Origin of the sequence: Nocardiopsis sp. NPDC006198, from assembly GCF_040613895.1 — a bacterium.
In the GTDB taxonomy this organism is placed as follows: Bacteria; Actinomycetota; Actinomycetes; order Streptosporangiales; family Streptosporangiaceae; genus Nocardiopsis; species Nocardiopsis tropica.
Genome location: NZ_JBEXSY010000024.1, coordinates 24,060 through 49,928 on the forward strand (window position 1 = coordinate 24,060; position 25,869 = coordinate 49,928).

At 73.5% G+C, this 25,869-nt stretch carries 27 protein-coding genes; 12 read left to right on the forward strand and 15 right to left on the reverse strand.

The annotated features are described in order from the left end of the window. Window positions 1-28 precede the first annotated feature (28 nt). Window positions 29-523 carry a macro domain-containing protein gene (locus ABZ234_RS17925; RefSeq protein WP_355012823.1) on the forward strand — a complete coding sequence of 165 codons (495 nt, stop codon included), beginning with the start codon at window positions 29-31 and terminating at the stop codon, window positions 521-523. An 81-nt stretch (window positions 524-604) separates the two neighbouring features. Here the strand turns inward: ABZ234_RS17925 and ABZ234_RS17930 are convergent, their stop codons facing one another. Continuing rightward, window positions 605-2,080, reverse strand: a complete 1,476-nt coding sequence (locus ABZ234_RS17930) for an MFS transporter (protein WP_355012824.1) — start codon at window positions 2,078-2,080, stop codon at window positions 605-607. A gap of 368 nt (window positions 2,081-2,448) precedes the next feature. On the opposite strand from ABZ234_RS17930, the gene ABZ234_RS17935 reads away from it, so the two are divergent. Beyond that, window positions 2,449-2,898: a MarR family transcriptional regulator gene (locus tag ABZ234_RS17935; protein ID WP_355012825.1), complete on the forward strand. Its 450-nt coding sequence runs from the start codon at window positions 2,449-2,451 to the stop codon at window positions 2,896-2,898. 229 nt (window positions 2,899-3,127) lie between these two features. Then, a complete protein-coding gene (locus tag ABZ234_RS17940; RefSeq protein ID WP_355012826.1) occupies window positions 3,128-4,381 on the forward strand; it encodes a 2,4-dienoyl-CoA reductase in 1,254 nt (417 codons plus the stop codon). Window positions 4,382-4,603: 222 nt separating this feature from the next. Here the strand turns inward: ABZ234_RS17940 and ABZ234_RS17945 are convergent, their stop codons facing one another. From ABZ234_RS17945 to ABZ234_RS17955, 3 genes are all read right to left on the reverse strand, one after another. Beyond that, window positions 4,604-5,401: a methyltransferase domain-containing protein gene (locus ABZ234_RS17945; protein ID WP_352982497.1), complete on the reverse strand. Its 798-nt coding sequence runs from the start codon at window positions 5,399-5,401 to the stop codon at window positions 4,604-4,606. 62 nt (window positions 5,402-5,463) lie between these two features. Then, window positions 5,464-5,886 (reverse strand): DUF4180 domain-containing protein, encoded by a 423-nt coding sequence (locus tag ABZ234_RS17950; RefSeq protein ID WP_355012827.1) that lies wholly within the window; start codon window positions 5,884-5,886, stop codon window positions 5,464-5,466. Then, a complete protein-coding gene (locus tag ABZ234_RS17955; RefSeq protein ID WP_344175719.1) occupies window positions 5,883-6,323 on the reverse strand; it encodes a helix-turn-helix domain-containing protein in 441 nt (146 codons plus the stop codon). Before ABZ234_RS17955 ends, ABZ234_RS17950 begins: the two co-directional genes overlap by 4 nt. Window positions 6,324-6,523: 200 nt before the next feature. On the opposite strand from ABZ234_RS17955, the gene ABZ234_RS17960 reads away from it, so the two are divergent. Beyond that, complete coding sequence (locus ABZ234_RS17960) at window positions 6,524-7,006, forward strand: VOC family protein (RefSeq protein WP_352982501.1); 483 nt, start codon at window positions 6,524-6,526, stop codon at window positions 7,004-7,006. Window positions 7,007-7,316: 310 nt separating this feature from the next. Here ABZ234_RS17960 and ABZ234_RS17965 read toward each other — a convergent pair whose 3' ends face one another. The 3 genes from ABZ234_RS17965 to ABZ234_RS17975 all read right to left on the reverse strand — a co-directional run bounded on the left by ABZ234_RS17965 (window position 7,317) and on the right by ABZ234_RS17975 (window position 9,712). Next, window positions 7,317-7,622 carry a hypothetical protein gene (locus ABZ234_RS17965; RefSeq protein ID WP_344175723.1) on the reverse strand — a complete coding sequence of 102 codons (306 nt, stop codon included), beginning with the start codon at window positions 7,620-7,622 and terminating at the stop codon, window positions 7,317-7,319. Window positions 7,623-8,133: 511 nt separating this feature from the next. After that, window positions 8,134-8,889 (reverse strand): class I SAM-dependent methyltransferase, encoded by a 756-nt coding sequence (locus ABZ234_RS17970; RefSeq protein ID WP_355012880.1) that lies wholly within the window; start codon window positions 8,887-8,889, stop codon window positions 8,134-8,136. Window positions 8,890-8,980: 91 nt separating this feature from the next. After that, the gene (locus tag ABZ234_RS17975) at window positions 8,981-9,712 is read right to left on the reverse strand and encodes a (2Fe-2S)-binding protein (RefSeq protein ID WP_355012828.1); all 732 of its coding nucleotides are present in this window, start codon (window positions 9,710-9,712) and stop codon (window positions 8,981-8,983) included. A gap of 210 nt (window positions 9,713-9,922) precedes the next feature. On the opposite strand from ABZ234_RS17975, the gene ABZ234_RS17980 reads away from it, so the two are divergent. Genes ABZ234_RS17980 through ABZ234_RS17990 form a run of 3 tightly spaced genes read left to right on the forward strand, consistent with a single transcriptional unit; the run spans window position 9,923 to window position 12,934 of the window. Beyond that, complete coding sequence (locus tag ABZ234_RS17980) at window positions 9,923-11,206, forward strand: histidine kinase (RefSeq protein WP_355012881.1); 1,284 nt, start codon at window positions 9,923-9,925, stop codon at window positions 11,204-11,206. Further along, window positions 11,203-11,913, forward strand: coding sequence for a response regulator transcription factor (locus ABZ234_RS17985; RefSeq protein WP_355012829.1), 711 nt, complete (start codon window positions 11,203-11,205; stop codon window positions 11,911-11,913). Before ABZ234_RS17980 ends, ABZ234_RS17985 begins: the two co-directional genes overlap by 4 nt. A 46-nt stretch (window positions 11,914-11,959) precedes the next feature. Further along, a complete protein-coding gene (locus ABZ234_RS17990; RefSeq protein WP_355012830.1) occupies window positions 11,960-12,934 on the forward strand; it encodes a DUF4097 family beta strand repeat-containing protein in 975 nt (324 codons plus the stop codon). A 16-nt stretch (window positions 12,935-12,950) separates the two neighbouring features. Here the strand turns inward: ABZ234_RS17990 and ABZ234_RS17995 are convergent, their stop codons facing one another. After that, complete coding sequence (locus ABZ234_RS17995) at window positions 12,951-13,334, reverse strand: hypothetical protein (RefSeq protein WP_355012831.1); 384 nt, start codon at window positions 13,332-13,334, stop codon at window positions 12,951-12,953. A 132-nt stretch (window positions 13,335-13,466) separates the two neighbouring features. Between ABZ234_RS17995 and ABZ234_RS18000 the strand changes: the two genes are divergently transcribed. Continuing rightward, window positions 13,467-14,483, forward strand: coding sequence for a Gfo/Idh/MocA family oxidoreductase (locus tag ABZ234_RS18000; protein ID WP_267950081.1), 1,017 nt, complete (start codon window positions 13,467-13,469; stop codon window positions 14,481-14,483). Here ABZ234_RS18000 and ABZ234_RS18005 read toward each other — a convergent pair. From ABZ234_RS18005 to ddaH, 5 genes are all read right to left on the reverse strand, one after another. Further along, window positions 14,461-15,378, reverse strand: a complete 918-nt coding sequence (locus ABZ234_RS18005; protein WP_355012832.1) for a GNAT family N-acetyltransferase — start codon at window positions 15,376-15,378, stop codon at window positions 14,461-14,463. The two genes, ABZ234_RS18000 and ABZ234_RS18005, sit on opposite strands and share 23 nt — an antisense overlap. 305 nt (window positions 15,379-15,683) lie before the next feature. Then, window positions 15,684-16,640 (reverse strand): YafY family protein, encoded by a 957-nt coding sequence (locus ABZ234_RS18010; protein ID WP_267950079.1) that lies wholly within the window; start codon window positions 16,638-16,640, stop codon window positions 15,684-15,686. A gap of 157 nt (window positions 16,641-16,797) precedes the next feature. Beyond that, the gene (locus ABZ234_RS18015; protein ID WP_267950078.1) at window positions 16,798-17,202 is read right to left on the reverse strand and encodes a RidA family protein; all 405 of its coding nucleotides are present in this window, start codon (window positions 17,200-17,202) and stop codon (window positions 16,798-16,800) included. Window positions 17,203-17,328: 126 nt separating this feature from the next. Continuing rightward, window positions 17,329-18,084 carry an alpha/beta hydrolase gene (locus ABZ234_RS18020; protein WP_355012833.1) on the reverse strand — a complete coding sequence of 252 codons (756 nt, stop codon included), beginning with the start codon at window positions 18,082-18,084 and terminating at the stop codon, window positions 17,329-17,331. 158 nt (window positions 18,085-18,242) lie between these two features. Then, entirely contained in the window at window positions 18,243-19,028 is a 786-nt protein-coding gene (ddaH, locus tag ABZ234_RS18025) for a dimethylargininase (protein WP_355012882.1), read from the reverse strand. A gap of 134 nt (window positions 19,029-19,162) precedes the next feature. Here ddaH and ABZ234_RS18030 point away from each other — a divergent pair, with 134 nt between their 5' ends. Beyond that, complete coding sequence (locus tag ABZ234_RS18030; protein ID WP_355012834.1) at window positions 19,163-20,281, forward strand: FAD-binding oxidoreductase; 1,119 nt, start codon at window positions 19,163-19,165, stop codon at window positions 20,279-20,281. A gap of 123 nt (window positions 20,282-20,404) precedes the next feature. Then, window positions 20,405-20,686, forward strand: a complete 282-nt coding sequence (locus ABZ234_RS18035) for a YiaA/YiaB family inner membrane protein (protein ID WP_355012835.1) — start codon at window positions 20,405-20,407, stop codon at window positions 20,684-20,686. Between the two features lie 107 nt (window positions 20,687-20,793). On the opposite strand, the gene bioB is transcribed toward ABZ234_RS18035, so the two are convergent. Then, window positions 20,794-21,855 (reverse strand): biotin synthase BioB, encoded by a 1,062-nt coding sequence (gene bioB, locus ABZ234_RS18040; protein ID WP_355012836.1) that lies wholly within the window; start codon window positions 21,853-21,855, stop codon window positions 20,794-20,796. A 347-nt stretch (window positions 21,856-22,202) separates the two neighbouring features. On the opposite strand from bioB, the gene ABZ234_RS18045 reads away from it, so the two are divergent. Next, window positions 22,203-23,630, forward strand: a complete 1,428-nt coding sequence (locus ABZ234_RS18045; RefSeq protein ID WP_267950073.1) for a sugar porter family MFS transporter — start codon at window positions 22,203-22,205, stop codon at window positions 23,628-23,630. 163 nt (window positions 23,631-23,793) lie between these two features. Further along, window positions 23,794-25,224: a sugar porter family MFS transporter gene (locus ABZ234_RS18050; RefSeq protein WP_355012837.1), complete on the forward strand. Its 1,431-nt coding sequence runs from the start codon at window positions 23,794-23,796 to the stop codon at window positions 25,222-25,224. A 25-nt stretch (window positions 25,225-25,249) separates the two neighbouring features. Here ABZ234_RS18050 and ABZ234_RS18055 read toward each other — a convergent pair whose 3' ends face one another. Then, the gene (locus tag ABZ234_RS18055; RefSeq protein ID WP_355012838.1) at window positions 25,250-25,498 is read right to left on the reverse strand and encodes an SHOCT domain-containing protein; all 249 of its coding nucleotides are present in this window, start codon (window positions 25,496-25,498) and stop codon (window positions 25,250-25,252) included. Between the last annotated feature and the right edge of the window lie 371 nt (window positions 25,499-25,869).

Below are 25,869 nucleotides of genomic sequence, written 5' to 3' on the forward strand. Positions count from 1 at the left end.
TGTCGCCACCGACCGCTAGCGTTCGGCCATGCCCACCGAGACCCTCCCGCCCGGACTGCGGATCATCCGCGGCGACGCCACGAGTCCCCGGGCCGCGGGGCCCAAGATCATCGCCCACGTGTGCAACGACCGGGGCGGCTGGGGCAAGGGGTTCGTGCTCGCCCTCTCCCGGCGGTGGCCCGGACCCGAACGCGACTACCGTGCCTGGCACCGCGAACGTGTCCGCAACGACTTCGCCCTGGGCGCAGTACGCCTGACCTCGGTCGGGTCCGAGACCTGGGTGGCCAACATGGTGGCCCAGCACGGCACGGGGCGGGGCAGCGGCGGGCCGCCCATCCGCTACGACGCGGTCGCCGCCTGCCTGCGCGCACTCGCCGCGCACGCCCTCGACCTCCGCGCGACCGTGCACATGCCCCGTATCGGCTGCGGGCTCGCCGGCGGGAAGTGGTCACGCGTCCAGCCCCTGGTCGAGAGCGAACTCCTCGACCGGGGGATCGGGGTCACCGTCTACGACGTCGACTGAGCCGTGCGCGGGGGGCTGCGGAGGCCGTCGTCCCCGGGTCAGCGGCACGCGTACCGCGGACCCGGGGCGCGCTGCCGCCTGTCAGGCGCGGCCGGCCCTGCGGGCGAACAGGGCGACGCCCGCGGTGGCGACGAGGACGCCCGCGGTCGCCCAGGTGAAGGCGGTCCTGTACCCCTCGACGGCCGCGTCGGTGTCGCCGGACGCGCCCGCGGCGACCGCCGCGCCGACCAGGACGGCCATGCCGGTGGCGCCGCCGAGCTGGTCCACCGAGCGCTGGACGCCCGAGGCGACCCCCGCGTCGTCCTCGGTCACCCCGTGCAGGGCCGCGTTCTGCAGGGCGATCAGGCCGACGCCCATGCCGACGCCGACCAGGACCATGCCGGGCATGGCGTCGGTCCACAGGTCGCCGTCGACCGGCAGCCTCGACAGCCAGGCGGTTCCGGCGGCGGTCGCCAGCAGGCCGGCGATCGCCGCCCCGGAGAGTCCGAGCGCGCCGATGACGCGGCCGACCACGGTCGCCGAGGCCAGGATCGCCGCGCAGAACGGCACGTACGCCAGCCCCGCCTGGAGCGGGCTCATCCCCAGCACCTGCTGGAGGTAGAGCGTCACCAGGAGGAACGAGGTCGACAGCGCCGCGCTGAGCAGGACCGTCGCCGCGTTGGCCACCGTCCTGGTCCTGTTCGCGAAGAACGACAGCGGCACCAGCGGGTTGGCCGACTTCGCCTCGACCAGGACGAACAGCCCCAGCGCCGCGACCCCCGCGGTGAGCGGGCCGAACACCTGCGGGTCGCTCCAGGGGGCCTCCGCCGCCCGCAGCACCCCGTAGACCAGGGCGAGGGGGCCGGCGGTCAGCAGCACCGCTCCCGTGACGTCGGGGCGGCGCCGCACGGGTGCGGACGCGTCGGCGGGCGCCGTGTCCCCGGACCCGCCCGCCGCACGGCGTGCGCCGTCGGGAGTGACCAGGAGCGGGACGGCGACCAGGACCACCGCCACCACGGGGAGGTTGACGAGGAAGATCCACCGCCAGTCGAGCAGTTCGGTGATCACTCCGGACAGCAGCACCCCGCCGACCAGCCCGGAACTGGAGATCGCCCCCCAGATGCCGAGCGCCCTGGCGCGCTCCCGGGGAGCGGGGAACAGCATGGCGATGAGCGACATCGCCGCCGGGGAGGCCAGGGCCTCGCCCGCCCCCTGCCCGAAGCGCGCGGCCAGGAGCCACGGCAGGTCGGGGGCCGCACCGGCCACGAGCGAGGCCGCGCCGAACAGGGCGGCGCCCAGCAGCAGCATGCGGCGTCGGCCGAGCAGGTCGCAGATCCTCCCGCCGAGGAGCAGCAGGCCGCCGCCGACGAGCGTGTACCCGGCGACGACCCAGGTCAGGCCCTGGGGTCCGGCGCCGAGGTCCGCCCCGATGGAGGGCAGGGCGATGTTGACGACCGTGACGTCCACGGCGATGAGGAACTGCAGCATCGAGACCGCAGCCAGGGCCCACCAGCGGCGGGTACGGGTGAAGCGCTCCTGGCGGCCGGAGCGCGCGCCAGGAGTTCGGAACGAGGTCATGTGTGATGGCCGATCGGGTCGGGCCCGCCCGGAGGCGGGCCGAGAACGGAAAGAGAGAACAACCGTTCCGCCCGCGCGGCACGCCGAACGGGCCCCGCCGGTCCTCCCAGGACACGGCGCGGCGCGCGGCGGGCGCGGACGCCCGCCTACTCCGTGACTGCGACTGCCATCATGGACGGCATTCTAGGAGCCCCGTGCCGCCCGGCGCACCCGGTTTTCCCGGCCGCCCGCCCCGGGGGGGAGCGAACCGGGTGAGCCGGAAAGGGGCGACGGACGGTTGACCGCGCCTGCGGGCGGGAGGGAGCCGCGTGCGCACCCTGCGGCCCCGCTCGCTCTGGCCGAGTCTCGGTCGGTAATATAGTTCGCATATGAACGTTCATGAGCGAACTGATCAGTGGTCGAGTGAGACCGTTGCGGCGAGCCCGATGCTCGCGGTGATCGCCGCGGCGCGTGTGCTGGAGTCCCAGGTGAATGAGGCGCTGTCCTCGGTGACGTTGTCGTTGGCGCGGTTGGCGCTGCTGCACCGACTCGCGGACAGTACGAAGCCGGTGGGCCTGAAGGATCTGGCCGAGGCGCTGGGGTGCTCGAAGTCGAACGCGAGTGTGCTGGCGGATCGGATGCTTCAGGAGGGGTACCTCACGCGCGAGACGGATCCGGCGGACCGGCGCGGTGTCCTGCTTTCCTTGACTCCGGCGGGTGCGGCCGCGCATGCGGCGGGGTTCGAGGTGGTGGCCCGTCAACAGGACGAGGTGTTCGCGGACGTGGCGCCGCGGGACTGCGACACACTGCTGCAGGTCCTCGGGCAGGTCACGCGGTGAGCGCACCCTGGCGCCGCACACCCGCCCCGGGCCGGGTGCGGAGCGCGGCTGACGGGGCGCCGGACGGGGCTGGGGCGCTCGCCATCCGGATCCGGCGGCCCCGAGGCGTGTCCGTCGTGTTCTCCCGCGCCGTGGGCCCTGCCGCACTCGGGTGGAACCAGCCGGACCGCAGCCGCATCGAGCCCGTGACCGGGACGCCGCCGAGGAACGGAACAGGACAGAACCTGACATGAACCAGCCCCGAGACGGCAAACCGCAGACCCGGCGCATCCTGGACACACCGCTCCGCCTGCGCAGCGGCCTGGTCCTGCGCAACCGCGTCGTCAAAGCCGCGATGGAGGAACAGCTCGCAGGGCCGCGACGGCAGCCCGACCACCGCCTCGTCACCCTCTACCGGCGACTCGCCGACGGTGGCGCCGGGCTGCTCATCACCGGCCACGTCATGATCGAACGCCGGGCCGTCGCCCAACCGGGCGACATCGTTCTCGATGAGGCCAGCGACCTCGACGCGTTTCGCCGCTGGTCGTCGGCCGCGGGCACGCTCCCGGTGTTCATGCAGTTGAACCATCCCGGGCGGGTCGTGCGCCGCGACACCGGCTCCATCGCCTACGCCCCCTCCCCGGTCCCCGTCCAGGCCGGCGGGTTGTCCGGACTCTTCGCACCCCCGGTGGAGATGACCGCATCGGACATCACCCGCACGATCGGCCAGTTCGCCGCCTCGGCCCGCCTCGCCCGGGAGTCGGGTTTCGCGGGTGTCGAGATCCACGCCGCCCACGGATACCTGCTGTCGCAGTTCCTCTCCCCACTCGTCAACAACCGTACCGACGAATGGGGCGGGGCTCTGCGGCAACGGGCCCGACTGCTTCTCCGGGTCGTGGACGCGGTGCGCGACAGCGTGCCGGACTCGTTCCCCGTCGCGGTGAAACTCAACTCCGCCGACTTCCAGCGCGGCGGCTTCGACATCGACGACGCCGCTGAGGTCATCGACTGGCTGTCTCCCGCCGTCGACCTGGTCGAACTCTCGGGAGGCAGCATCGAGTCGCTCGCAACAGCGGGGCATCCCGCCGACAACCGCGCCCTCGCCCGCGAGTCCTACTTCCTCGACCTCGCCACCCGCCTCGTCGGACGGACCGCTACCCCGCTCATGCTCACCGGCGGCATTCGCCGCGGCCACGTAGCGGAGAACGTCCTACGGCAGGGTTTCGCGCTCGCCGGGGTCGGCACCGCCTACGCGCAGAACCCCCGCGCGGTACGGCAGTGGCTCGACGGACACGATGCCCCCGTCGCCCCGCCCACGACGTGGATCCGCTCGAAGGCCCTGCGCGCCGCCGCCGTACAGGCCGCCGTCACGGACCGCCTCCACACCGGCGCCTGTGACCGGCGCCGCCCCCGAATGCCGACCGGCGCGGCCCTCCTCGCCGACCAGATCCGCCGGGCCCGGCAGCTCCGGCACTACCGGAAGGAGCAGGACGAGGCGGTCTGAGGCTCCGGCCGACGAGGCGTTCCCGCGGTACCGGCGGAAAAGGACGGGACGGGTTCCGAGCCGGGAACCGGTGGGTCCGGCCGGAGCCCGTTCCGGGCGGAGCAGGTGTGCGCGGATGAGTGGTCGGAGAGCCTGCGGGGCTTCTCGGAGATCGGTCGGGAGGAACCGGCCAGGTTCTCCTCCCCGGTCCCGGCCGGTCCGGGAACCGCGGGGGCGGCGCGGTCAGGCACGGCACAGGATCGCGCCGTGCGGGACCACGAACACCCCGTCGGGGTCCCGGCTCCAGGCCGTCCACCCGCGCGAGATGCGCTCCAGCTCCTCCCGGGTGGCGTCGCCCTCGGCGACGGCCTGTCGCCCCAGGTCGGACTCCAGGATGCGCCGGGCCCACATGCCGCCCCACCAGGCGCGGCCGTCGGGGTCGGAGTGGCTCCACACCTCGGCCACGTAGGTGACGTCGGTGAACCCGGCCTCGCGGGCCCAGGCCGCCAACCTGCGGCCCGCGTCGGGCTCGCCGCCGTTCCCGCGCGCGACCCGCTGGTAGAGGTCCATCCAGGAGTCCAGCTCGGGCAGGCGCGGATACCAGTACATGCCGGAGTAGTCTGCGTCGCGGGCGGCGACGGTCCCGCCGGGACGGGCCACCCGGCGCATCTCGGCCAGCGCCCGGACCGGGTCCGCGACGTGCTGGAGGACCTGGTGGGCGTGGACGACGTCGAAGGAGTCGTCGGGCAGGTCCAGGCGGTGCACGTCCGCGACCCGGAACCCGATGTTCTCGACCCCCGCCGCGGCCGCGGTCGCGCGAGCGAGGTCGACCGCCTCGGGGGAGGAGTCCACCGCGGTGACCGGCCCCGGGGCGACCCGCCGGGCGAGGTCGACGGTGATGCTGCCCGGGCCGCAGCCCACGTCCAGCAGGGAGCGGCCCGGGGCCAGCCGGTCGAGCGCGTAGGCGGCGGAGTTCTCCGCGTCGCGCCGGCGGTAGGAGTCGGTGACGGCCGGGTGGTGGCCGTGGGTGTAACGCGTCATGGATCGCCCTCTCACCGGGTCGCGAGGCCTGTCGACACGTTCGACCCTACACCCGGCGTCTCTTACAGTGAGATATCTTTCTCGCCATATGAGACAGGGTGGCCGTCGGACGGGGCCAGGCGCTCCCGGAGCGCGTTCATGTCGGGGACGAACCACAGGCCGCGGCCGCGGTTGGCCTCCCTGACCAGGTCACGCAGGGCGGTGCTCGCCGCCACGTGCGCGGAGACGTCCCCCACGACGGCCAGCCTCATCCCGTAGGTGACGAACTTCTGCGTCACGGCTCCCGCCATGCCGGTGCGCAGCGAGAAGAAGTCCCCGTCGATCCGTTCGACCGGCAGGACGACCCACGAGGCGCCCCCGTAGGAGGCCTCGCCGATGAGGTCGATCGCCTCGGTCTCACCGCGCAGGGGCGGGCCGTCGGCCGCGCACACCATGACCCGGACGCCGCCCAGTTCCCGCAGGACATCGGCCATCGGACCGCTCACCCTCTTTCCTCGTTCACCATGACGTCGATGAGCTCCAGGACCGCCGCGGTCGCGGAGAGGTCGCCCAGGACGACGACCTTCAGGCTCGCGCGCTCCCTGTCGTGGACGGTCTGGACGTGGACCTTCGCCGCGCCGCCCGGCGCCCCGAAGAGGGAGGACGTGACCAGGGTGGTCAGGCGCGAGGCGTCGTCGGGGCCGATCCCGTCCACCCGCACGACCGTGGAGGCCTCCGCGGTGCGCCCTCCGCCGTCGGCGGGCGCCTCCGGCCGGGGGAGCGGGCCGCCGGTGAACTCCTCCAGGTCCTGGCGCCGGACCCGGTACTGCTTGCCGATCCGGGTCGCCCTGAGCCGCCCGTCGCGGATGTAGGCCCGCACCGTCTTGACGTGCAGGTCCAGGAGCTCGGCCACCTGGTCCACCGAGTAGTACTGCTGATCCAACGCACTCTCCCCATCGGGGCGCTCGAAACTTCTCTATACATCCCTGACATTACCTTACGAAAGAGGAGTTTAAAGCTATATGGGACTTCCTGAGTGTGGAGAGAGAAAAACCGCGACCGCCCGATGAGTCGCGCCGTCCGGCCCGGTCGGTACGTGTAGGAAGGACGCGGGGAACCGCGCCCCTGTCGAGAGGACGACCGATGAGCACGCTGAACAAGATCACGCCCTGCCTGTGGTTCGACACCCGCGCGGAGGAGGCCGCGAACTTCTACGTCGGGCTGTTCGAGAACTCCCGCATCCTCAGGGTCCGCCGCTTCGGTCCCGGGGGACCCCGCCCTGCGGACATGGTGCTCACCGTGGACTTCGAGATCGACGGCCAGCAGATCACCGCCCTCAACGGCGGCCCCGAGTTCACGTTCTCCGAGGCCGTCTCGCTCCAGGTGATCTGCGACAGCCAGGAGGAGTCCGACCACTTCTGGGCCGCGCTCGGCGAGGGCGGCCAGGAGAGCCGGTGCGGATGGCTCAAGGACAGGTTCGGCTTCTCGTGGCAGGTCTTCCCGGCAGAGCTGGACGACCTCCTCGACGACCCCGACCCGGCACGCGCCGAGCGCGCCATGCGGTCGATGCTCTCGATGACCCGCATCGACCTGCCCGAGGTCCGCCGGGCCATGGACCGGGCCTGAACGGCGGCGGGACGGGCCTACGCCCCCCGGCGCCGGAGCGCGCGAGCCGGCCCCGGCTGTGCGACCGGCGCGGCCGGGAGCTCGCCGACCGCCCCTGCCGGCCCCGCGTCGGAAGCGGCGGGGAACCGGGCCCGGCCGCCGGGAGCGAAGGGCCTCGACCGTCCCCCGGAAGGGGGCGGGCCCGGAGGGGCCGTGGGAAGGGCGGCCACGGCCCGCCCCCGGCCGGAGTCCCTGACCGGTGTCCGCACCGGGGCGCCCTCCCGGTCGGGGAGGGCGCCCGGGACGTACGGTCCCGGTCGGCGGGAACGGGTCAGCGGTGGAGCGCTCCGTCCTCGGAGTCGTGGTCCAGCCCCAGCACCGCCAGCAGCTGGGCCAGGTCCTCGGGGTCCGCCGCGTGGGTGTAGACCGCGCGCCGGGCGTGGTCGGCCTCGCCCTCGCCGGTCGCGAAGCGCCGGGCGTTCATCCCCTCGGCCGTCACGAACCGGCCCTCGGGGCTGTCCGGGGTCACCCACTGGCGCTGCTCGGCGACGGTCCAGGTCTGCCAGAGGTGTTCTCCGGTGATGACCCTGCCGGTGGCGTCGGCCGAGTTCAGGAGCTTGAGGAGCGCGGGGTTCATGAATTCTCCAGTGGTGTGAGAGCGGGTTCGATGATGTGGCCGCGGACTGCCTCGAAAGGGCTCGCCGTCACCGGTGGGCCGGTGGGCTGGTGCGGTTGCTCGCTGCGTGGGATGCTCCGGGTTCGATGGTTCCGCCCGCGGGCCCCGGCAAGGGGCGGCCGCGTGGTGGTGTGCTCGGGTTCCTTCTCCCCCCAGTATCGCACTTCGGCCCCGCCATCACCGCCCCTGGACGGGGCGGATGTCGCGCGGTTCCGCCCCGATCACGGAAACGGCCCCGTCCGGCGCCGCGGGGCGGTCGCGTGGGTTCCGGCGGTCCCCGCGAATCCCCGGGGTCCGGGGAGTCGCGGGGACCGTGGGTCCCGAGGGGGGAGGGCGAGGTTCTTCGAGGCGCCGGACCGGGAGGCGGCCGTGTCCCGGGGGCTGCCCGGGCGGTCGGCGACGAGCCCTGACACGGCGGCTGACCGGCCGCGGGAAGACGGGCACGAGCCGCCTGGGGCGGGGCGGACGCCCCCTACACCCGGATGAGGGTCAGATAGGCGAAGCCGAGCGTCTCCCGGGTGCCGCGGACCCGGAACTCGCGGTGCCGGTCGGCCCGGGCGCGGACCTCCTCGGCGTCGGGGGAGTCCGGGTTCTCCAGCAGCCAGTCCTCCCACCCCTGGGCGTGCCGTGACTCGAAGTCGTCCCATTCCTCCAGGGTCGCCTGGGACAGCGCCCGGAGCCGGAACCCGTGGGAGAGGGCGAGGTCGACCAGGTCGGGCACCGATCCGTACTGGGCGAGCGGGATGTCCTGCATGACGCCCAGCTCCTCCGGGGTGGGCTCGCGCAGCCAGAAGCCCTCGCCGAACAGGAACCGTCCACCGGGAGCGAGCAGGTCGCTCGCCGCCGCCAGGGCGTTGCCGGTGTGCGTCACCGGATCACCGCCCCACACGTGGGACGCCCCGTTGTTGACCACGACGTCCGCCTCGGTCCCCGCCCATTCCCCGACGTCGCCGACCACCAGTTCGACGCGGTCGTCCAGCCCCCGTGCCGCGGCGAGTTCGCGCCCGTGCCGGACGTGGTCCCCGTTCCGGTCGATGCCGAAGCCGGTCGCGGTCGGCTCGGACTCCAGGGTGCGCAGGAGGAACTCGGCCCAGCCGCAGCCGACGTCGACGATCCGGCGTCCCTCCAGGGGCCCGAGCGTTCGGATCAGCCGCGCCGCGTGCGCGTCGGAGAGCGGGCCGTTGAAGTCGGAGTCGCGGTACAGGGGAGGTATCTCGGGAGTGACCATCAGGGCAGGATGGCGCAGGGGGCCGATCGAGTCCAGGGATTTTCGTTCGGCGCTCACGGCCGCCCGTGCGCATCCTTCGCGCCCGCGCACGTCAGGGCCTCAGCGCGCAGTCACCGCAGTAGCCCCCGCCGGGCAGCCGGTAGTACAGGCAGCACGTCGTGCGCCGGAACACCCCCGCACCGCCGGCGTCCGTCCCCGCGTACCCGCCGGTGCCCTTCAGGGCCGTCCGCCCCAGCAGGTCGCCGACCAGGGCCTCGGCCTCCGCGCGCCGCTCGGGCCGGGCCGCGCCCAGCGAGCGGGCGGCCCCCGCCAGGGCCGAGGCCGTGTTGCCCCGCAGCAGCCCCGGGGCCACCCGGCCCGTTCCGGACAGGCTCCGGGCGACCCCCGCCAGCACGCCGAGGAGCACCGCCGCCTCGATCCGGTCGGCGGTCCGCCGGGGACCGCCGACCACCGCCTCGGCCGTCTCCTGGGAGGTGCGCAGCACCAGGGGCCCCTCCCTGTGCGGATCCCACCGGAACCGCGCCGCGTCCAGCAGCACACCGTGGCACAGGGCCGCCGCCAGTACCGGGGAGAGGATCCGCGTGGCCAGCCCCTGCTGGAAGAGCGACGCCGCCACCCTCCACTCCACCTCCTCGCCGGTGTGCCCGGCCGGTGGGCCCGACCGCGCGCGCACCCGCTCCACCTCGGCCGCGAGGACCTGTCGACCGGCTCCTCCCGGGGAAACCCAGCCGGGCCCCGGGGGCTCCTCCTCCAGCGCGAACAGCGCGTTGATCCGGCCGACGTCCTCCAGGACCGGCCGCACCGGGACGCGGACGCCTCCCATGCGCACCCCTTCCTCCGGTGGGTAGTGCCAGCACCACCCGTGCTCCACGTGCTGACGGCCTCGTGCCGCCGTACCGCGGTTCCCTAGATTGGTGGCGTGACCGGTCGGAGCAGTCGTGGCGGCGGACGGGGCGGCGGGAGGGGCCTGCTGCCCGTCCTCGCCGGGCTGCCCCGCGTCGCAGAAGCCTACGGGCCTACCTGGCGGATCCGCATGGTGGAGCTCCTCCACCTGGTCACGTCGCTGGCCCTGGCCCTGTTCTACCTGGTGCCCGCGTGCCTGCTCGTGGTCTCCGCCACCTGGGTCGGGTTCGCGGTCACCCTGCCCTGGCTGCCGGACTCTCCCGATCGGGGCCTCGGCGGGCTCGCCGTGGACGCGCTCATGATGCTGGTGGCCTCCCCGGTCGCCGCCTCCCTGCTGGCGCGCCTGGCCTGCCGGGTCCAGCGCGAGCGCCTGGGCGCGGTGTTCGGGATCGTGGAGACCAGCCCGCCCGACCCCCTTCCGGGCGACGGTCCTGTGGTCCGCTCCTGGCGGTTCGTGTTCGGGCGCGACGCCTGGTCGATGATCGTCTACAGCACCGTCGCCGGGCTCCACGGCCTCGTCGCCGGAGGCCTCGTGATGTTCCTCGTGGTGTGCGGCGGCGCGGCGGCCGTCGGGGCCCTGTTCGGGATCATGTTCGTCCTGGCCCAGGGCGCCCCCGAGGACATCGCCGGGCCGCTCGCCCTGGTCGCCGTCGGTCCGCTGCTGGCGCTCGTCGGGCTGCGGCTGACCCCCTCCCTGGTCGCCACCGAGGTCCTCCTGCACCGGATGCTCCTCTTCGAGGCCCCGGAGCTGCGCATCCGACGGCGCCTCGTCCACGTCCAGGACAGCCGCCTGCGCATGGTCGACGCCGCGGAGGCCGAACGGCGCCGGATCGAACGCGACCTGCACGACGGGGCCCAGCAGCGCCTGCTCGCCCTCACCATGACCCTCACACGGGCCCGCTCCCGTGTCACCGCGGACCCGCAGAAGGCCCTGGAGCTCATCACCGAGGCCCAGCGGGAGTCCCGCGAGGTGATGGACGAACTGCGTCAGGTCGCGCGGGGCCTGCACCCCCGGGTCCTCACCGACCACGGCCTGGGCGCGGCCCTCCCGGTCGCCGCGGGGCGCGCCCCCGTCCCCGTGCGTGTGGACGTGGACCTGTCGGAGCGCCCCTCGCAGCGCGCGGAGGGGGTCGCCTACTACGTGGCGTGCGAGGCGCTGAACAACGTCGCCAAGCACGCCGGGGCCGCACGGGTCACCGTGGCCGCCGAGCGGGTGACCGGCGGGGCCCGCGGGTCCGCCGACCGGCTCCGTCTCACCGTCACCGACGACGGGGTCGGCGGGGCCGACCCCGAGGCCGGCACGGGCCTGTACGGCCTGTGGGACCGCGTCGACGCGGTCGACGGCATTCTGACGGTCCACAGTCCGGTCGGCGGGGGAACCGTCCTGACCGCCGACATCCCATGGGAGGCATGACCGTGTACAGCGGTGCGAACGCGGCGAAGAACCCGGCGCCCGGGAAGGGGCCCAGGGTGATCATCGCCGAGGACTCGGTCCTGCTGCGCAGCGGCATGGCCCGGCTGCTGGAGGACGCGGGCGTGGAGATCGTCGACCAGGTCGGCGACGCCGACGCCCTCCTGAGGTCGGTGGAGGAGCATCCCGACGTGGACCTGTGCCTGGTCGACATCCGCATGCCGCCCACCTTCTCCGAGGAGGGCATCCAGGCGGGCGTCGCGATCCGGCGTTCCCATCCGGAGGTGGCGGTGCTGCTGCTGTCCCAGCACGTGGTGAGCCGCTATGCCGCCGACCTGCTGGGCGGCGGGTCCAGCAAGGTCGGCTACCTGCTCAAGGACCGGGTCGCCGACATCGACGAGTTCCTGGCGGTGCTGCGCAGGGTCGCCGGCGGCGGCGCCGCCATCGACCCCGAGGTGGTGTCACAACTGCTCAGCCGACACAGGGACAGCGCCATGGACCGCTTGACCCCCCGCGAGACCGAGGTGCTGGAGGTGATGGCCCAGGGGCTGAACAACGCGGGGATCGCGTTGCGCCTGAGCGTCACCGAACGCGCGGTGGAGAAGCACATCCGCTCCATCTTCACCAAGCTCGACCTCGGCCAGGACGACCACGACCACCGCAGGGTCCAGGCCGTCCTGCACTACCTGCGCGGCGCCGACCGCAACTGACCGCACCGACATCCGGAGGGCGGGAGTCCTCCAGGAAGGGAAGACAGTGACATTCAAGGCACGGGGGCTGTACGCCTCGTCGAGCAAGGAGCCCCGCCGCAGGTTCCGCGTGGGCCCCTGGCTCGTCATCGGCGGCGTGCTGGTGGCGATCATGGTGGCGGCGACCTCGTTCTCCGTGCTGGGCAACGTGGGCGTGGACAGGGGCGACCGCAGCGACTCCTTCGCCGGGATCCGGACCCTGGAGGTCGACAACCGCACGGGCGGCGACGTCGTCCTCGCCGGCGGCGGCGACGAGGTCGTGGTGGAGCGCACCCTGCGCGGCACGCCCCTCACCGAGCCGAGGGAAGGGGCCGAGGCCGACGGGGACGGCCTCGAGGTGGAGGCCGTCTGCCAGGGCATCCCCTTCTTCGGGGGGTGCGCGGTCAACTACGAGATCACCGTCCCGGAGGGGACCGAGGTGACCGTGGAGACCGTCAGCGGCCGGATCAGCGCGGAGAACGTCAACGGCGCGCTGGAGCTGTCCACCACCAGCGGTCCGGTCGAGGTGTCCGACAACGTCGGCGACGTGGCCGTGGACACCACGAGCGGGCAGGTGTCACTGGCCGGGGTGGAGGGCTCGGTGGGGATCGACACCACCAGCGGCGAGGTCAGCGCCGCGGGCTCGGGCGAGAGGCTGGAGGCGTCCTCCACGTCCGGACGGGTGGACGTGTCCGGGTTCGAGGCCGAGTCGGTCAGGGCCGAGTCCACCAGCGGCGACGTGGCCGTGGGCGGGGGCTTCACCACGGCGGAGGCCTCGACGGTCTCCGGTCGGATCGAGGTCGCCACCGGGGACGCCTTCGACACGCTGACCCTGGACACCACCAGCGGCAGCATCGACGTGCGGGTCCCCAGGGGCGCCTACGACGTCACCGGTGACTCCACCTCCGGGCAGCGGGACGTGGGCGTGGACGTCGAGGACGGGGCGGCGTCGCGCATCGACGCCAACACCGTCAGCGGCTCCCTCAGCGTCGAGCCGGGCTGACCGAGGCGGGGCTTCCTCAGCTCCGCTCGAAGCGCAGCGCCGCCCAGTCGGAGTCGATCGGCTCCTGGGCGGCGCGGCGCCAACCGGCGTCCACGAGCACGTCCCAGCCCTTGTCCGCGGTCAGGTCGGTGATGATGGTGCCGCCGCGCTGGGGGAAGCACACCCAGAGCCTGGTCTCCGGGCCCACGGAGGCGAGGGCGCGGGGGGCCTCGCGGTCCACGGTCCCCTTGTCCAGGGCGAACATGTGGACGTCGTCGTAGTCGGCGCCCTCGATGGGGCCCAGGTCGATGTGGATGTCGAGCGGTGGCTCCAGGAGCCGCAGGTAGCGCTCGGGGGCGTTGAGGACGAGCAGCCGGTCCCCGGGCCGGACCCCCAGCCTCCGTGCGAGCGTCTCCGACATGTCCTCCTCCGTTCGTGGTCCGGCGGGCGAGCTCGTCCGCCTCACTGGCCCCCACCGTACGGTTCCCGGCCGCCGAATCCGAGGACCTTCCCCGCCTCGCCCCCGAGATGACCCTGTTTTTAGGATGAGCCCATGACAGATGACAACGGTGGGCTGCGCTGGGGCGTGGTCGGAACCGGCGGTATCGCACACTCCTTCCTCGAAGGGCTCCGGGCCGTCCCCTCGGCCACGGTCACGGCGGTCGGTTCCCGCACGCGGGACCGGGCGGACGAGTTCGCGGACGCGTGGGGCGTCCCGGAGCGCCACGGCAGCTACGAAGAGCTGGCCCAGAGCCCGAACGTGGACGCCGTCTACGTGGCCACCCCCCACCCCTGGCACCACCCCAACACTCTGACCTGCCTGAACGCGGGCAAGCACGTCCTGGTCGAGAAGCCCATGGCGATGAACGCCCTCCAGGTGTCGGAGATGGTCGCGGCGGCGCGCGCCAACGACCGCTTCCTGATGGAGGCGATGTGGACGCGCTACCTGCCGGTCTCCCGCCTGGTCCGCGAGCTGGTGGACGACGGCGCGATCGGGGAGGTCTGCTGGCTGTCCGCGGAGTTCGGCGCCAACGTCCCCTACGACCCCGACCACCGGATCTTCAACGCCGACCTGGGCGGGGGCGCCCTGCTCGACCTGGGGATCTACCCGCTCGCCTTCGCCTCCCGCCACCTGGGCGAGCTGACGGTCGTGGGCGCCACCCGCCAGCTGTCGCCCGACCGCATGGTGGACACGCACACCACCGTCCTGGTGCGCGGGGAGAACGGGGCCACCGGGACCCTGTCCTGCTCCTCGCGCACCACGCTCCCCAACCGGGCGGTGGTGGCCGGGTCGAAGGGGTGGCTGGAGATCCCGAACTTCTTCGCGGCGACCACCGCGGTGCTGCACCGCGACGGCCGCGAGCGGGAGGAGTTCCACCGGCCCTTCCGGGCCAACGGCTACGAGTACGAGGCCGAGGAGGTCGCCCGGTGCGTGGCGGCGGGGGAGCGGGAGAGCCCTGACATGCCGTGGTCGGAGAGCCTGCACCTGGCACGGATCTCGGACCAGATCCGGGACGTGGGAGGGCTCGTGTACAGCCCGGCCAACGTCAAGGCCGTCCCCCTGGGATGAGCCCGGCCGCGCCCGCCCCGGTGGGCGCGGCGGGGACCGGCTCCCCGGGGACGGCTCCGCGCACGGGTCGGCCGCCGGTCGGGGGCCGCCGGCGGGCCCGCGCGCTGAGCGCGCGGGCCGCGGCGAACCGGGCCAGGCCGGGGACGCTCATGCGCGCGACGACCAGGACGGCGTCCTTGGGGCCGACCGCGTGGGCGAAGTAGTCGTCGATCGCCGGGTGGCCGCTGCGGGGCGGGACCCCGTAGACGTCGCCCTCGAACATGCGGTAGGCGTCGCGGACGCGCAGGCTCCCGGGGTCCAGCCGGGGGCCGTCCCCCAGCCACTCGGCCGCCTCGCCCGCGATGCGCCGGACCAGGGCGGGGAGGGGCCGGTGCTCGCTGGGGAAGACGCGTGCGGCGCCCAGGCCCTTGCGCCACCCGGCGTAGACCGCGGGGTGGCGGGTGCGCAGGACGACATAGGTGCGGCGCAGCGGGTGGGCGAGGATCTCCCGTGCCAGGAAGTGGGTCATCAGGGCGGAGGTCAGGCCGAACCGGCGGTGGGCGGGGACCACGCCCGCGGCGTCCAGGTACAGGGCGCGGCGCGAGGCGAAGCTGCAGCGGTGGTAGCCGCCCCAGCCGACGGGGACGCCGTCGGGGCCGAGAATGAGCGCCAGCGTGGAGACCTGGTCGAAGAACCCGGCATCGACGCGGGCGCGCCAGTAGCCGGAGTGGTCGGCGCCGAAGGCGCGGGCGGCGAGTTCCCGCAGGGTCCCGTGGAGCCGCCTGCGGCAGTCCGGGGAGAGCGAGGCGGGGGAGTCCCACCGGGCGACCCGGTAGTCGGGGCCGAGGTCGCGGATGGTGGGCGGTGCGCTGAGGCCCCGCAGCTCAGGGCAGTGGAGTCGGGTTGGAGCGGGCACGGACACCCCTGCTTTCATTACTCTTCGGAGGTAAATGACTCCCCAACGTAGTGGTTTTGGCGGGTTCGCGGGGCGAACTTCGACCAGAAGGTCCGCTCCCCGCCACGGTGGCCGTACAGGGGAATCCCCGCGCACGCGGGCGTCCCCCGCTTCCGGCGGACCGCGGCGGCGTGCCGTTCGTGCACGGGCCGGGCACCGCCGGCCCCCTCCACGGACCCGCCGGCGTCCACCGCGATCGTGGCGGGCCGACGACCGGTGTCCCCTGGACATCGCGGCCTGACCCGGGGCAGGGGGATCGGAGGCGCTCAGCCGGAGGCGGCCCGGTTGAGCCGGACCGCCAGGCGGGCCATCTCGGCGCGCAGCTCGTCGGGTTCCTCCACCTCCATCTCGACGTCGAGCATGGCCAGGTAGCAGGCCATCACCCGGAACGAGCCCCCCGCGCACACCAGCACGCACCAGTTCTCGTCCGCGGGTTCGATCCGGCCGTGGTTGCCGATCCCGCGGCGCTCCGCCTCCTCGGCGGGGACGGCCAGCCTGATGCGGGCCTGGTGCGGCCACATGTGCACGCTCATCCGCTCCGCCAGGTAGGCGGCCACCCCCTGCGCGGGAGGGTCGCGCGGCGGGAACCGGGGGCCGGTCGGGGTGAGGGGACGCATCCGGTCCGCCCTGAAGGTCCGCCAGTCCTCGCGGGCGGTGTCCCAGGCCACCAGGTACCAGCGCCGTCCCCGGGAGACCAGCCGGTGGGGTTCGACGATCCTTCGCGAGAGGGTTCCGTCGTGGCTCTCGTAGTCGAAGCGCAGCCGCTCGCTGTCCCGGCAGGCCGACGCGACCAGGGTCAGCACGTCGGAGTCGACCGTGGGTCCGGCGCCGGGCATGGGGACGGTGAAGGCGCCCAGGGCGTCCACCCTCCGGCGCAGGCGCGAGGGCAGGACCTGGAGGAGCTTGGCCAGGGCGCGCACGGAGGTCTCCTCGATCCCCGACACCCCGCCCTGCGCCGCCGTGCGCAGGCCCACGGCGACCGCCACGGCCTCGTCGTCGTCCAACAGCAGCGGGGGCAGGGCGGCGCCCGCCCCCAGCTGGTAGCCGCCGCCGGTGCCCATGGTCGCCCGGATCGGGTAGCCCAGCTCCCGCAGCCGGTCCACGTCCCGGCGCACGGTACGCGGACTCACCTCCAGCCGGTCGGCGAGGTCCGCCCCCGGCCAGTCCTTGCGGGTCTGGAGCAGGGACAACAGGCGCAGCAGGCGTGCGGAGGTCGCTTTCATGCCCGCAGTCTGCCAGGGGTCCAGGACAGTCACGGTCCTGGACGCCGGGGCCGCCCGGGGGTTTCCCGCGCCCGGGACCCGCTCCGTCCGGGACCGGCGGGCGGTTCCCGGACGGAGCGGGGGAAGGCGTCTTCCGGCCCCGCGCCCCGGCGGTGGCTCAGTCCGCGGTGACCGCGACCGCCTCCACCTCGACGAGCTGGTCGTCGTAGCCGAGCGCGGCCACGCCGAGCAGGGTGCTGGGCGCGTCGTGCCCGCCCATGTGCTCGCGCACCACGTCCCAGGCCTTCACCAGGTCCTCCTGTCTGGCGGACGCCACGTACACCGTGGTCCGGACGACGTCGGTGAGGGCGGCCCCGGCGTCGTCGAGGGCGGTGCGCAGGTTGCGCATGACCTGGTGGGCCTGGCCCGCGTAGTCGCCCACGGCGACGGTGCCGCCGTCCTCGTCCAGGGGGCACGCCCCGGCGGTCCACACGACCCGTGCCGGGGCGCTCGCCGTGGCCGCGTAGGCGTAGTCCACGTGTTCGGTCAGGGTCTGGCTGCGGATCAGCCTCACAGCGCTCATCGTGCTCCCGTGTGCTCGTTCGTCGGTGCGTACGGGACAACGCCTCGGGGCCCGGCCGGGGTTTCCGCCTCTGCCGACGGCAGAACGGCCCCGCAACCGGTCCCGGGGGAGCGACCGGTTCCGGGGTCAGGCCCCGCGCCGGACGGGCATGAAGGTGGGCGGACCGTCCCCGGCCAGGAACCTCCGCACGTGGGAGGTGCACTCCTCCGGCCGCTCCCACAGCAGAGCGTGGGAGGCGTGCGGCACCACCGCCAGCTCCGCCGAGGGCAGGCCCCGGTACGCCGCCACGGCGTGCTCGACGGGCACGATGTCGTCGTCGCCCACCATCACGAGCGTCGGCGCCCTCACCCCGGCCAGGTCGGCGCTCTCCATCGCGGGCTCGACGGCCATGGACTCGGCCACCTTGCGCAGGACCACGCGGATGTGGTCGGGACCGTCCGGGGAGAGTGCGGCGTAGGGCCCGGCGACCATCTCGGGCAGTTCGCCCTCGGGGCCGGGCTTGGAGAGCAGCGCGGAGTGGTGGAACACCCCGCTGATCAGCACCAGGCGTGACACCAGGTCCGGACGCAGCACGGCCAGCGTCAGCGCGACCATCGCGCCGTGGCTGTAGGCGGCGACGCGGACCGGTCCGCCCGCCACCTCCTCCACGAACGCGGCGGTGTCCAGGGCCAGCGTCTCCAGGGCGTAGGGCCCCTCCACGTCGGCCGTGCGCCCGTGCCCGCGGCGCTCCGGGACGAGGACGCGGTAGGTGTCGGACAGCGCGGCGAGTCCTCCCTCGAAGTCGTCCGCCGTGCCGAACCCGCCGTGCATCAGGAGCAGGGGTTCTCCCGCACCGCTCTCCTCGTAGTAGGTGTGGACGCCGTTGGCGTCGGCGTAGGCCATGGTGGTCTCCCTCCGGGCGGGCCCCGTGCGGGGGACGGGATCCGGCACTGGTTCGCTCTGCCGCGCCCGCGACGCTACGCACCGCCACGGACATTCGGGGCGGGCGGGGCCCGGACGCCTTTCGGTCCGCGCCCCCGCCGCCCGCCCGGCCTCCCGGATCAGCGCGCCCGGTCCGGGATCAGGACGCTCAGGCAGGTCACGCACGCCTCCAGCTTCTCGAACTCCGAGATGTCCACCGGCAGCACCCGCCACCCCTCGGCCGCCAGCTCGTGGACGGTCTCGTGCGCGGCGGCGCTGACCAGCACGTCCCGCCCTCCCAGGGGCAGCACGTGCGCGCCCCGCTCCTCCGGTGGGCGGCGGACCGGCGGCAGGGCGTCGGCGTCCACCAGCTCGGACAGTCCGATCAGCGAGCCGTCCGGCAGGGCGGTCACCGCGGACTTCAGGTGCAGCGCGCGGCCCAGCTCCACGCGGACGACCTCGCGGCCCAGGGGCTTGACCAGCTGTTCGAGCTGGGCGGCGCCGTCGGCGTCGGTGCGCCCGCCCACCCCCACGTAGACGGTCGCCCCCACCTGGAGCACATCGCCGCCGTCCAGCGTCCCGGGAGCCTCGATCCGGGCCACCCGCAGCCCCAGCAGGCGCACCGACGCCTCCACCCCGTCGACCTCGCCCCGCCGGGTGTCGGCGCCGGGCCGCGCCAGGATCGCGAGGTCCTCGCACACCACCACCGGGTCCTCCACGAACACCGAGTCGGGCAGGGCCGGAGCCGTCTCGACCTCGTGCACCCGCCACCCCGCCGAGGCGACGGCCTCCTGGTAGATCGTGTACTGGCGTGCGGCCAGGACCGGGTCCACGGGCGTCCGCTCCATGTGGGTCACGATGCCCTGCGCCAGTTCGGGGCCGGGGCGGCGCATCAGGGCGACCCCGTAGTAGGTGTATCCGTCCACGTACACGTCCTCCAGGGGATCGGGGGTCGGCTTTCGGGAGAGCACAACCTATCGCGCACCCTTACCCCTTCCCCGGTCACGGCACGCGGGCCGTCCGGCTTGTCCCGCGGAGCCGGGAGGGGCAGGGTGGGGGCATGGACGTGATCGTGGTCGGTGGCGGGATCGTGGGGACGAGCGCGGCGTTCCACCTGGCCAAGAAGGGCGTGTCCACCGCGCTGGTGGACGCCTCGCACCTGGGGCAGGCCACGGCGGCCGGGACGGGCGTCGTCTTCCCCTGGCCGTTCCCGTGGGACGCCGCGCCGCTGTGGGACTTCAAGGCCCGCGCCGCGGAGCACTACCCCCTGCTCATGGCCGAGCTCTCGGAGGACGGGCACGCCCCCGGCTACGAGGTGGTCGGCGGGATGTCGGTGGACCTGGAGGGGGACGACTCCGGGTTCGACCTGATGCGCACCCTGTCCGAGCGCCCGGAGTTCGCGACGATGGGCCGGGTGGAGCGACTGGCCCCGGGGGAGCCGCGCGCCCGGTTCCCCCTGGTGCCCGAGCCCTACGGCGGCCTGTACATCGAGGGCATGGCGAGGCTGAACGGCCGGGCCGCCCGTGCGGCGCTGTTCAACGCGGCCGAGGAGCGGGGCCTGCGCTACTTCAAGGGCGACTCACGCCTGCTCTGGAACGGCCACCGGGTCACCGGGGTGAGGGTGGGCTCCGACGACCTGGAGGCGCCCGTGGTGATCGTCGCGGCGGGGGCCTGGTCGGCGGGGCTGCTCGCGGTCGCCGGGGTCGACCTTCCGGTGCACCCGGTACGCGGCCAGATGACCCACTTCGCGCTCCCCGGCCGGGACACACGGGCCTGGCCGGTGGTGCGCTTCGGCGAACGCGACTACTTCGTGTCCGCGTTCGGCCCGGACCGGGTGGTCACGGGGGGCACGCTGGAACCCGGGGCCGGGTTCGACCGGAGGGTGACGGCCTCGGGGCTGCTGCACAACCTCTCCACCGCGCTGGAGGTGCTGCCCGAGCTGGGGGAGGCGACGGTCGTGGAGACGCGGGTGGGGTTCCGGCCGGGCACGCCCGACGGCCTGCAGCTGCTGGGCCCGGTGGAGCGGCTCCCCGGCGTGCTCGTGGCCACGGGCCTGGGCGGACAGGGGCTGAGCTTCGGCCCCTTCCAGGGCGTGGTCGCGGCCCGGTTGGCCATGGGGGAGGACCCGGGTGTCGACCTGTCCGCCTTCCGCCCCGACCGGTCGACGAGCCCGGCCTGAGCCGGCCGGGCGCCGACCCCCCGCCCGCCGGGGCGACCCGCGAGGGCCGGCCGGGGGCACGGCGACGGGCCGTTGAGTAGCGGTACTCAGGCGTGGAAGCGGGGGGCGGGACACCCTGGGGACATGAACACCTTCACCCCCCGGTCCTCCCCCCACTTCTACCTCCAGTCCGCGATCTCCTTCGGGATCTCCTCGGTCGGCGTCGGCGCGGGCATCGTCTACCTCCCCGTCGACCTCTGGATCCGCGCGTTCCTCGGGCTCGGCCTGCTCTACGTCGTCACGTCCACGTTCACGCTCGCCAAGTGCGTGCGCGACCGCCAGGAGGACGCAATGGCCGCCGAGCTGGCCCAGAGCTACCAGCAGGCACCCCTCTGGAACGGCACCGAGCAGCCCGTCCAGCGCTGACCGGTGGCCCCCGGGACGCGGGCACGGCCGGCCCCGGGCCCCGTGGGCACGAGCCCTCGGCGGACGCCCACGGCGCCGGGGCTCCCGGCCACAGGGGCGCACGCACGTCAGACATTGGGCGGAAGAGCCGTCCCCGCACCCCTCAGCCGCGGTTTCAGCAGTTCGCTGTGGTCGCCCGGCAGGGCGGGCCCGCCCGCGCCCTGTACCGCGAAGCCGGCGTCCTCGATCATCTCCCGGTCGGCCCGGCCCGCCTGCCCCTCGCTGGTGAGGTAGTCGCCCAGGAACACCGAGTTGGCGATGTGCAGGGCGAGCGGCTGGAGGGAGCGCAGGTGGATCTCACGTCCCCCCGCCAGGCGCACCTCCACGTCGGGGAAGACGAACCGGGCCGCGGCCAGGATGCGCAGGCACCTCTGCGGTGTCAGCTCCCAGGTCCCCTCCAACGGGGTGCCGTCGAAGGGCATGAGGAAGTTGACCGGAACCGAGTCCGGACCCAGCTCCCGCAGGGCCAGGAGGGCGTCGACCAGGTCGTCGTTGCCCTCCCCCATGCCCGCGATCAGGCCGGAGCAGGGGGAGAGGCCGGCCTGCTTGGCCTTCTCGACCGTGTCCACCCGGTCGGCGAACCCGTGGGTGGTGCAGATGTCGGAGTAGCGCTCCTCCGACGTGTTGAGGTTGTGGTTGTAGGCGTCCGCCCCCGCCTCGCGCAGGCGCTCGGCCTGCCCCTCGGAGAGGAGGCCGAGGCAGGCGCACACCTCCACGCCCGGGTGCTCGGCCTTGATGTCCTCGATGACGGGGGCGAGCCGGGCCACGTCGCGGTCGGTGGGCCCGCGACCGCCGGCCACCAGGCAGACGCGGGTGGCCCCGGCCCCGACCCCGGCCGCCACGGCCGCACGGGTCTCGTCGGGCTTGAGCCAGGTGTACTTGACGACGCCTGCCCGCGAACCCAGGCGCTGGGAGCAGTAGGAGCAGTCCTCGGGGCACAGGCCGCTCTTCATGTTCACGAGGTAGTTGAGCTTGACGCGGCGCCCGAAGTAGCGCAGCCGGACCCGGAAAGCGGCGGCGACCAGGTCCAGCAGGTCGTCGTCGGGGCCGGACAGGACCGTGAGGAGTTCTTCCCGGGTGGGCTTCTGTCGGCGGACGGCCTTCTCGGCCAGGGCGGGATAAGTGGTCACGTCATGATCCTGGAGGGGCGGGCCGGGAACGCGCAGCCGCCGGACGAGCCAAAAACACGGCGCAGGTCTTGTGCGGAAGCGCCGTTTCCCGTCCGGCGCGGAGCCGCCCGCGCCGACCCGGCACCCGTCGGGCGTGCGGTCCCGACCGTGGGGGGTGGGGGCGCCGGTTCCGGGAGAAGGCCCCCGCTTCCGGCAGCCGGAGGGGCCCGGCGCCGGGGCGAACCGGGGCGCGGAAGCGCCAATCCCCGGACAACTTTTGACCCGTGGGCGTTTTGTCCGTGACCTCCGCCGCCTTGTGTGCTCACCCTGGAGGGCTATCGACCAACATGGCGCTGGGGGCAGTGGACGTGAGCGGAGCCAGTCAGTCCAGTACGGGGAAGACGCCGGAGGGTGAGGGCAACATCGTCCACGTGACGATGATCGCCGCCGCGGCGGCGATGGGCGGTTTCCTCTTCGGTTACGACAGCTCGGTCATCAACGGGGCCGTGGACGCCATCCAGCAGCGGTTCGACGTCGGCGCGGCCACACTCGGCTTCACGGTCGCGTCCGCGCTCCTGGGGTGTGTGCTGGGCGCCGCGGTCGCCGGCGGACTGGCCGACCGGCTCGGCCGCATCAGGGTCATGCAGATCGCGGGTGTGCTGTTCGCGGTGAGCGCTGTAGGATCGGCCCTCCCCTTCACGGTGTGGGACCTGACCGCGTGGCGCATCGTGGGAGGCGCGGCCATCGGGCTGGCGTCGGTGATCGCCCCGACCTACATCGCCGAGGTGTCCCCGGCCGCCTACCGCGGCCGCCTGGCCTCCCTCCAACAGCTGGCCATCGTCCTGGGCATCGCCGCCTCCCAGCTGGTCAACTTCGGGATCGCGCAGATGGCCGACGGCAGCGCGCACAACATGCTCGGACCGCTCCAGGCATGGCAGTGGATGCTGGGCGTCGAGATGCTTCCGGCCCTGGTCTACCTGGGCCTGAGCCTGCTCATCCCCGAGTCCCCCCGCTACCTGGTCCGTGTGGGGCGCGTGGACAAGGCCCGCGGCATCCTCGCCGACGTCGAGGGCGGCGGGACGGAACGGGTCAACCGCAGGATCGGGGAGATCCGCGAGGCCCTGGGCTCGGAGGTCCGGCCCCGGCTGCGCGACCTGACCGGTCGCCACGGCCTCCTGCCCATCGTGTGGATCGGCATGGCGGTGTCGGCGTTCCAGCAGCTCGTCGGCATCAACGTGATCTTCTACTACTCCAGCTCCCTGTGGCAGTCGGTCGGTGTGGCCGAGACCGACTCGCTGCTGCTGAGCCTGTTCACCTCCGTCGTGAACATCGTCGGCACCTTCGTGGCGATCCTGCTGGTGGACCGGATCGGCCGCAAGCCCCTGCTGCTGGTGGGCTCCGCCGGCATGACCGTGGCGCTCGCCCTGGCCGCCTACGCCTTCTCCAACGCGGTCGTGGACGGCGAGGAGGTGTCCCTGCCGTTCGTGTGGGGCGCGGTGGCCCTGGCCGCGGCCAGCCTGTTCGTGCTGTTCTTCGCCCTGTCGTGGGGTGTGGTCGTGTGGGTGCTGCTGGGGGAGATGTTCCCGCTGCGCATCAGGGCTGCGGCGATGGGCGTGGCCACCGCCACGCAGTGGCTGGCCAACTGGCTGGTCACGGTGAGCTTCCCGAGCCTGCGCGACTGGAACCTGAGCGGGGCCTACCTGATCTACGCGGCCTTCGCGGCGATCTCGTTCTTCCTGGTGTGGAAGTTCGTCAAGGAGACCCGGGGCAAGACCCTGGAGGAGATGACCGGCTGACCTGTCCCCGTCCCCGTCCCCGGTAGGCGACCGGTCGGCTGGGGCCCAAGCGCCGGGCATCTTTTTCCCCGTGGGCGTTTCGTCCGTCCCCCTGTCCCCGCACCGCGTTCACCCTGTCGGTGACGGCCGACGGCGGCGGAGTGCCGCCGAGGAGGGAGCGGGGATGACGAGGACGGGCGGGCCCGGCGCCGGGGGGACGGGCCGGGCGGAGGGAGCAGGTCTCGCACGGGTGACCCTGATCGCCGCCGCGGCGGCGATGGGCGGTTTCCTGTTCGGTTACGACAGCGCGGTCATCAACGGGGCCGTGGACGCCATCCAGCAGCGGTTCGAGGTGAACTCCGCCGTCCTGGGCTTCACCGTGGCCTCCACCCTGCTCGGCTCGGTGGTGGGCGCGGCGATCACCGGCTGGCTGGCCGACCGCAGGGGCCGGATCAGCACGATGCGGATCGCGGGCGTGCTGTTCGCCGTGAGCGCCCTGGGGATGGCGCTTCCCTTCTCCATCTGGGACCTCACCGCCTGGCGGGTGCTCAGCGGCGTGGCGATCGGCATCGCCTCGGTGATCGCCCCGACCTACATCGCCGAGGTGTCCCCGGCCGCCTACCGCGGCCGCCTGGCCTCCCTCCAACAGCTGGCCATCGTCCTGGGCATCGCCTCCTCCCAGCTGGTGAACTACCTTTTGGCGGGCCTGGCGGGCGGCAGCGCGCACAACATGCTCGGACCGGTCCAGGCCTGGCAGTGGATGCTGGCGGCCGAACTCGTGCCCGCCCTGGTGTACCTCCTGGTCAGCCTGGTCATCCCCGAGTCCCCGCGTTTCCTGGTGCGGGTCGGCCGCGCGGACGAGGCCGGAAAGGTCCTGGGCCGCGTGGAGGGCGGCGGAGACCGGCAGGTGGCCCGGCGGATCGCGGATATCCGGGAGGCGCTGGGCTCGGAGAGGCCCGCCCGGCTCCGGGACCTGCGCGGGCGGTTCGGCCTGCTGCCGATCGTGTGGGTCGGCATGGCGCTCTCGGCGTTCCAGCAGCTCGTCGGCATCAACGTGATCTTCTACTACTCCAGCTCCCTGTGGCAGTCCGTGGGGGTCCCCGAGGGGGACTCCCTCCTGTTGAGCCTGTTCACCTCGGTGATCAACATCGTCGGCACGGTCGTGGCGATCCTGCTAGTGGACCGGATCGGCCGCAGGCCCCTGCTGCTGGTGGGCTCCGCGGGCATGACGGTGACCCTGGCGGCGACCGCGTTCGCGTTCAGCCATGCCACGGTGGTGGGCGACACGGCGCAGTTGGGCTTCGGCTGGGGAGTGGTGGCGCTCACCGGGGCGAGCTCGTTCGTCCTCTTCTACGGCCTGTCGTGGGGTGTGGTCGTGTGGGTGCTGCTGGGGGAGATGTTCCCGCTGCGCATCAGGGCTGCGGCGATGGGCGTGGCCACCGCCACGCAGTGGCTTGCCAACTGGCTGGTCACGGTGAGCTTCCCGAGCCTGCGCGACTGGAACCTGAGCGGCTCGTACCTGATCTACACCGCCTTCGCGGCGATCTCGTTCTTCTTCGTCTGGAAGTGTGTGAAGGAGACCCGGGGCAAGACCCTGGAGGAGATGACCGGCTGAGCCCGGCCGCAGGAGGGCCGGGCGGTCAGCGCTCCAGATCGATCTTGCGCTGGAGGAACTCCTCGCGGCCGATCTCGCCGCGCGCGTATCTCAGGCGCAGCTCCTCCTCCGCCGCGTCCGGGACCCCGTGTCCGGGCGCGGCGGAGTGCTGCCTCCACGCCGAACGCGGGTGGTCGAACCGCGCGGAGCCCGACACGGTGGTCACCGCCCCGACGAGGAGGGCGCCCAGCGCCACCATGATGAGGATCACGGCCATGGCCATCACGTAGGACATCGTCCACTCCCTGTCCGGTGGAGGAGCCGCCTTCCACCTCTGACTACCTGTCTACCCGGACCGGCATCCCGCCACCAGGCCCCTCACGTACCTGTGGACGGAACCGCCGTGCCCTCCCCGCGCCGGGCGCACACCAGGCCGCCCGGGTCCCTCCCCGCCCGTTCACGCCGCCCCCACCTCCTCCGGCAACCGTCGGAAGCGCGTCCCGTACCCCGGCCCCCGTCCCTGGGGCCCGGCGGAACGGTCCCCTGCCGGCCACGAGAGGGTCGGGCCGCAACCTGAGGTGTCAAAATAGGACAGAAATGGCGGGATGTGCGTTCTCCTCGTGGAATGGACCTGGAGCGGAGATCCCGGGAACCCCCGGGCAGACC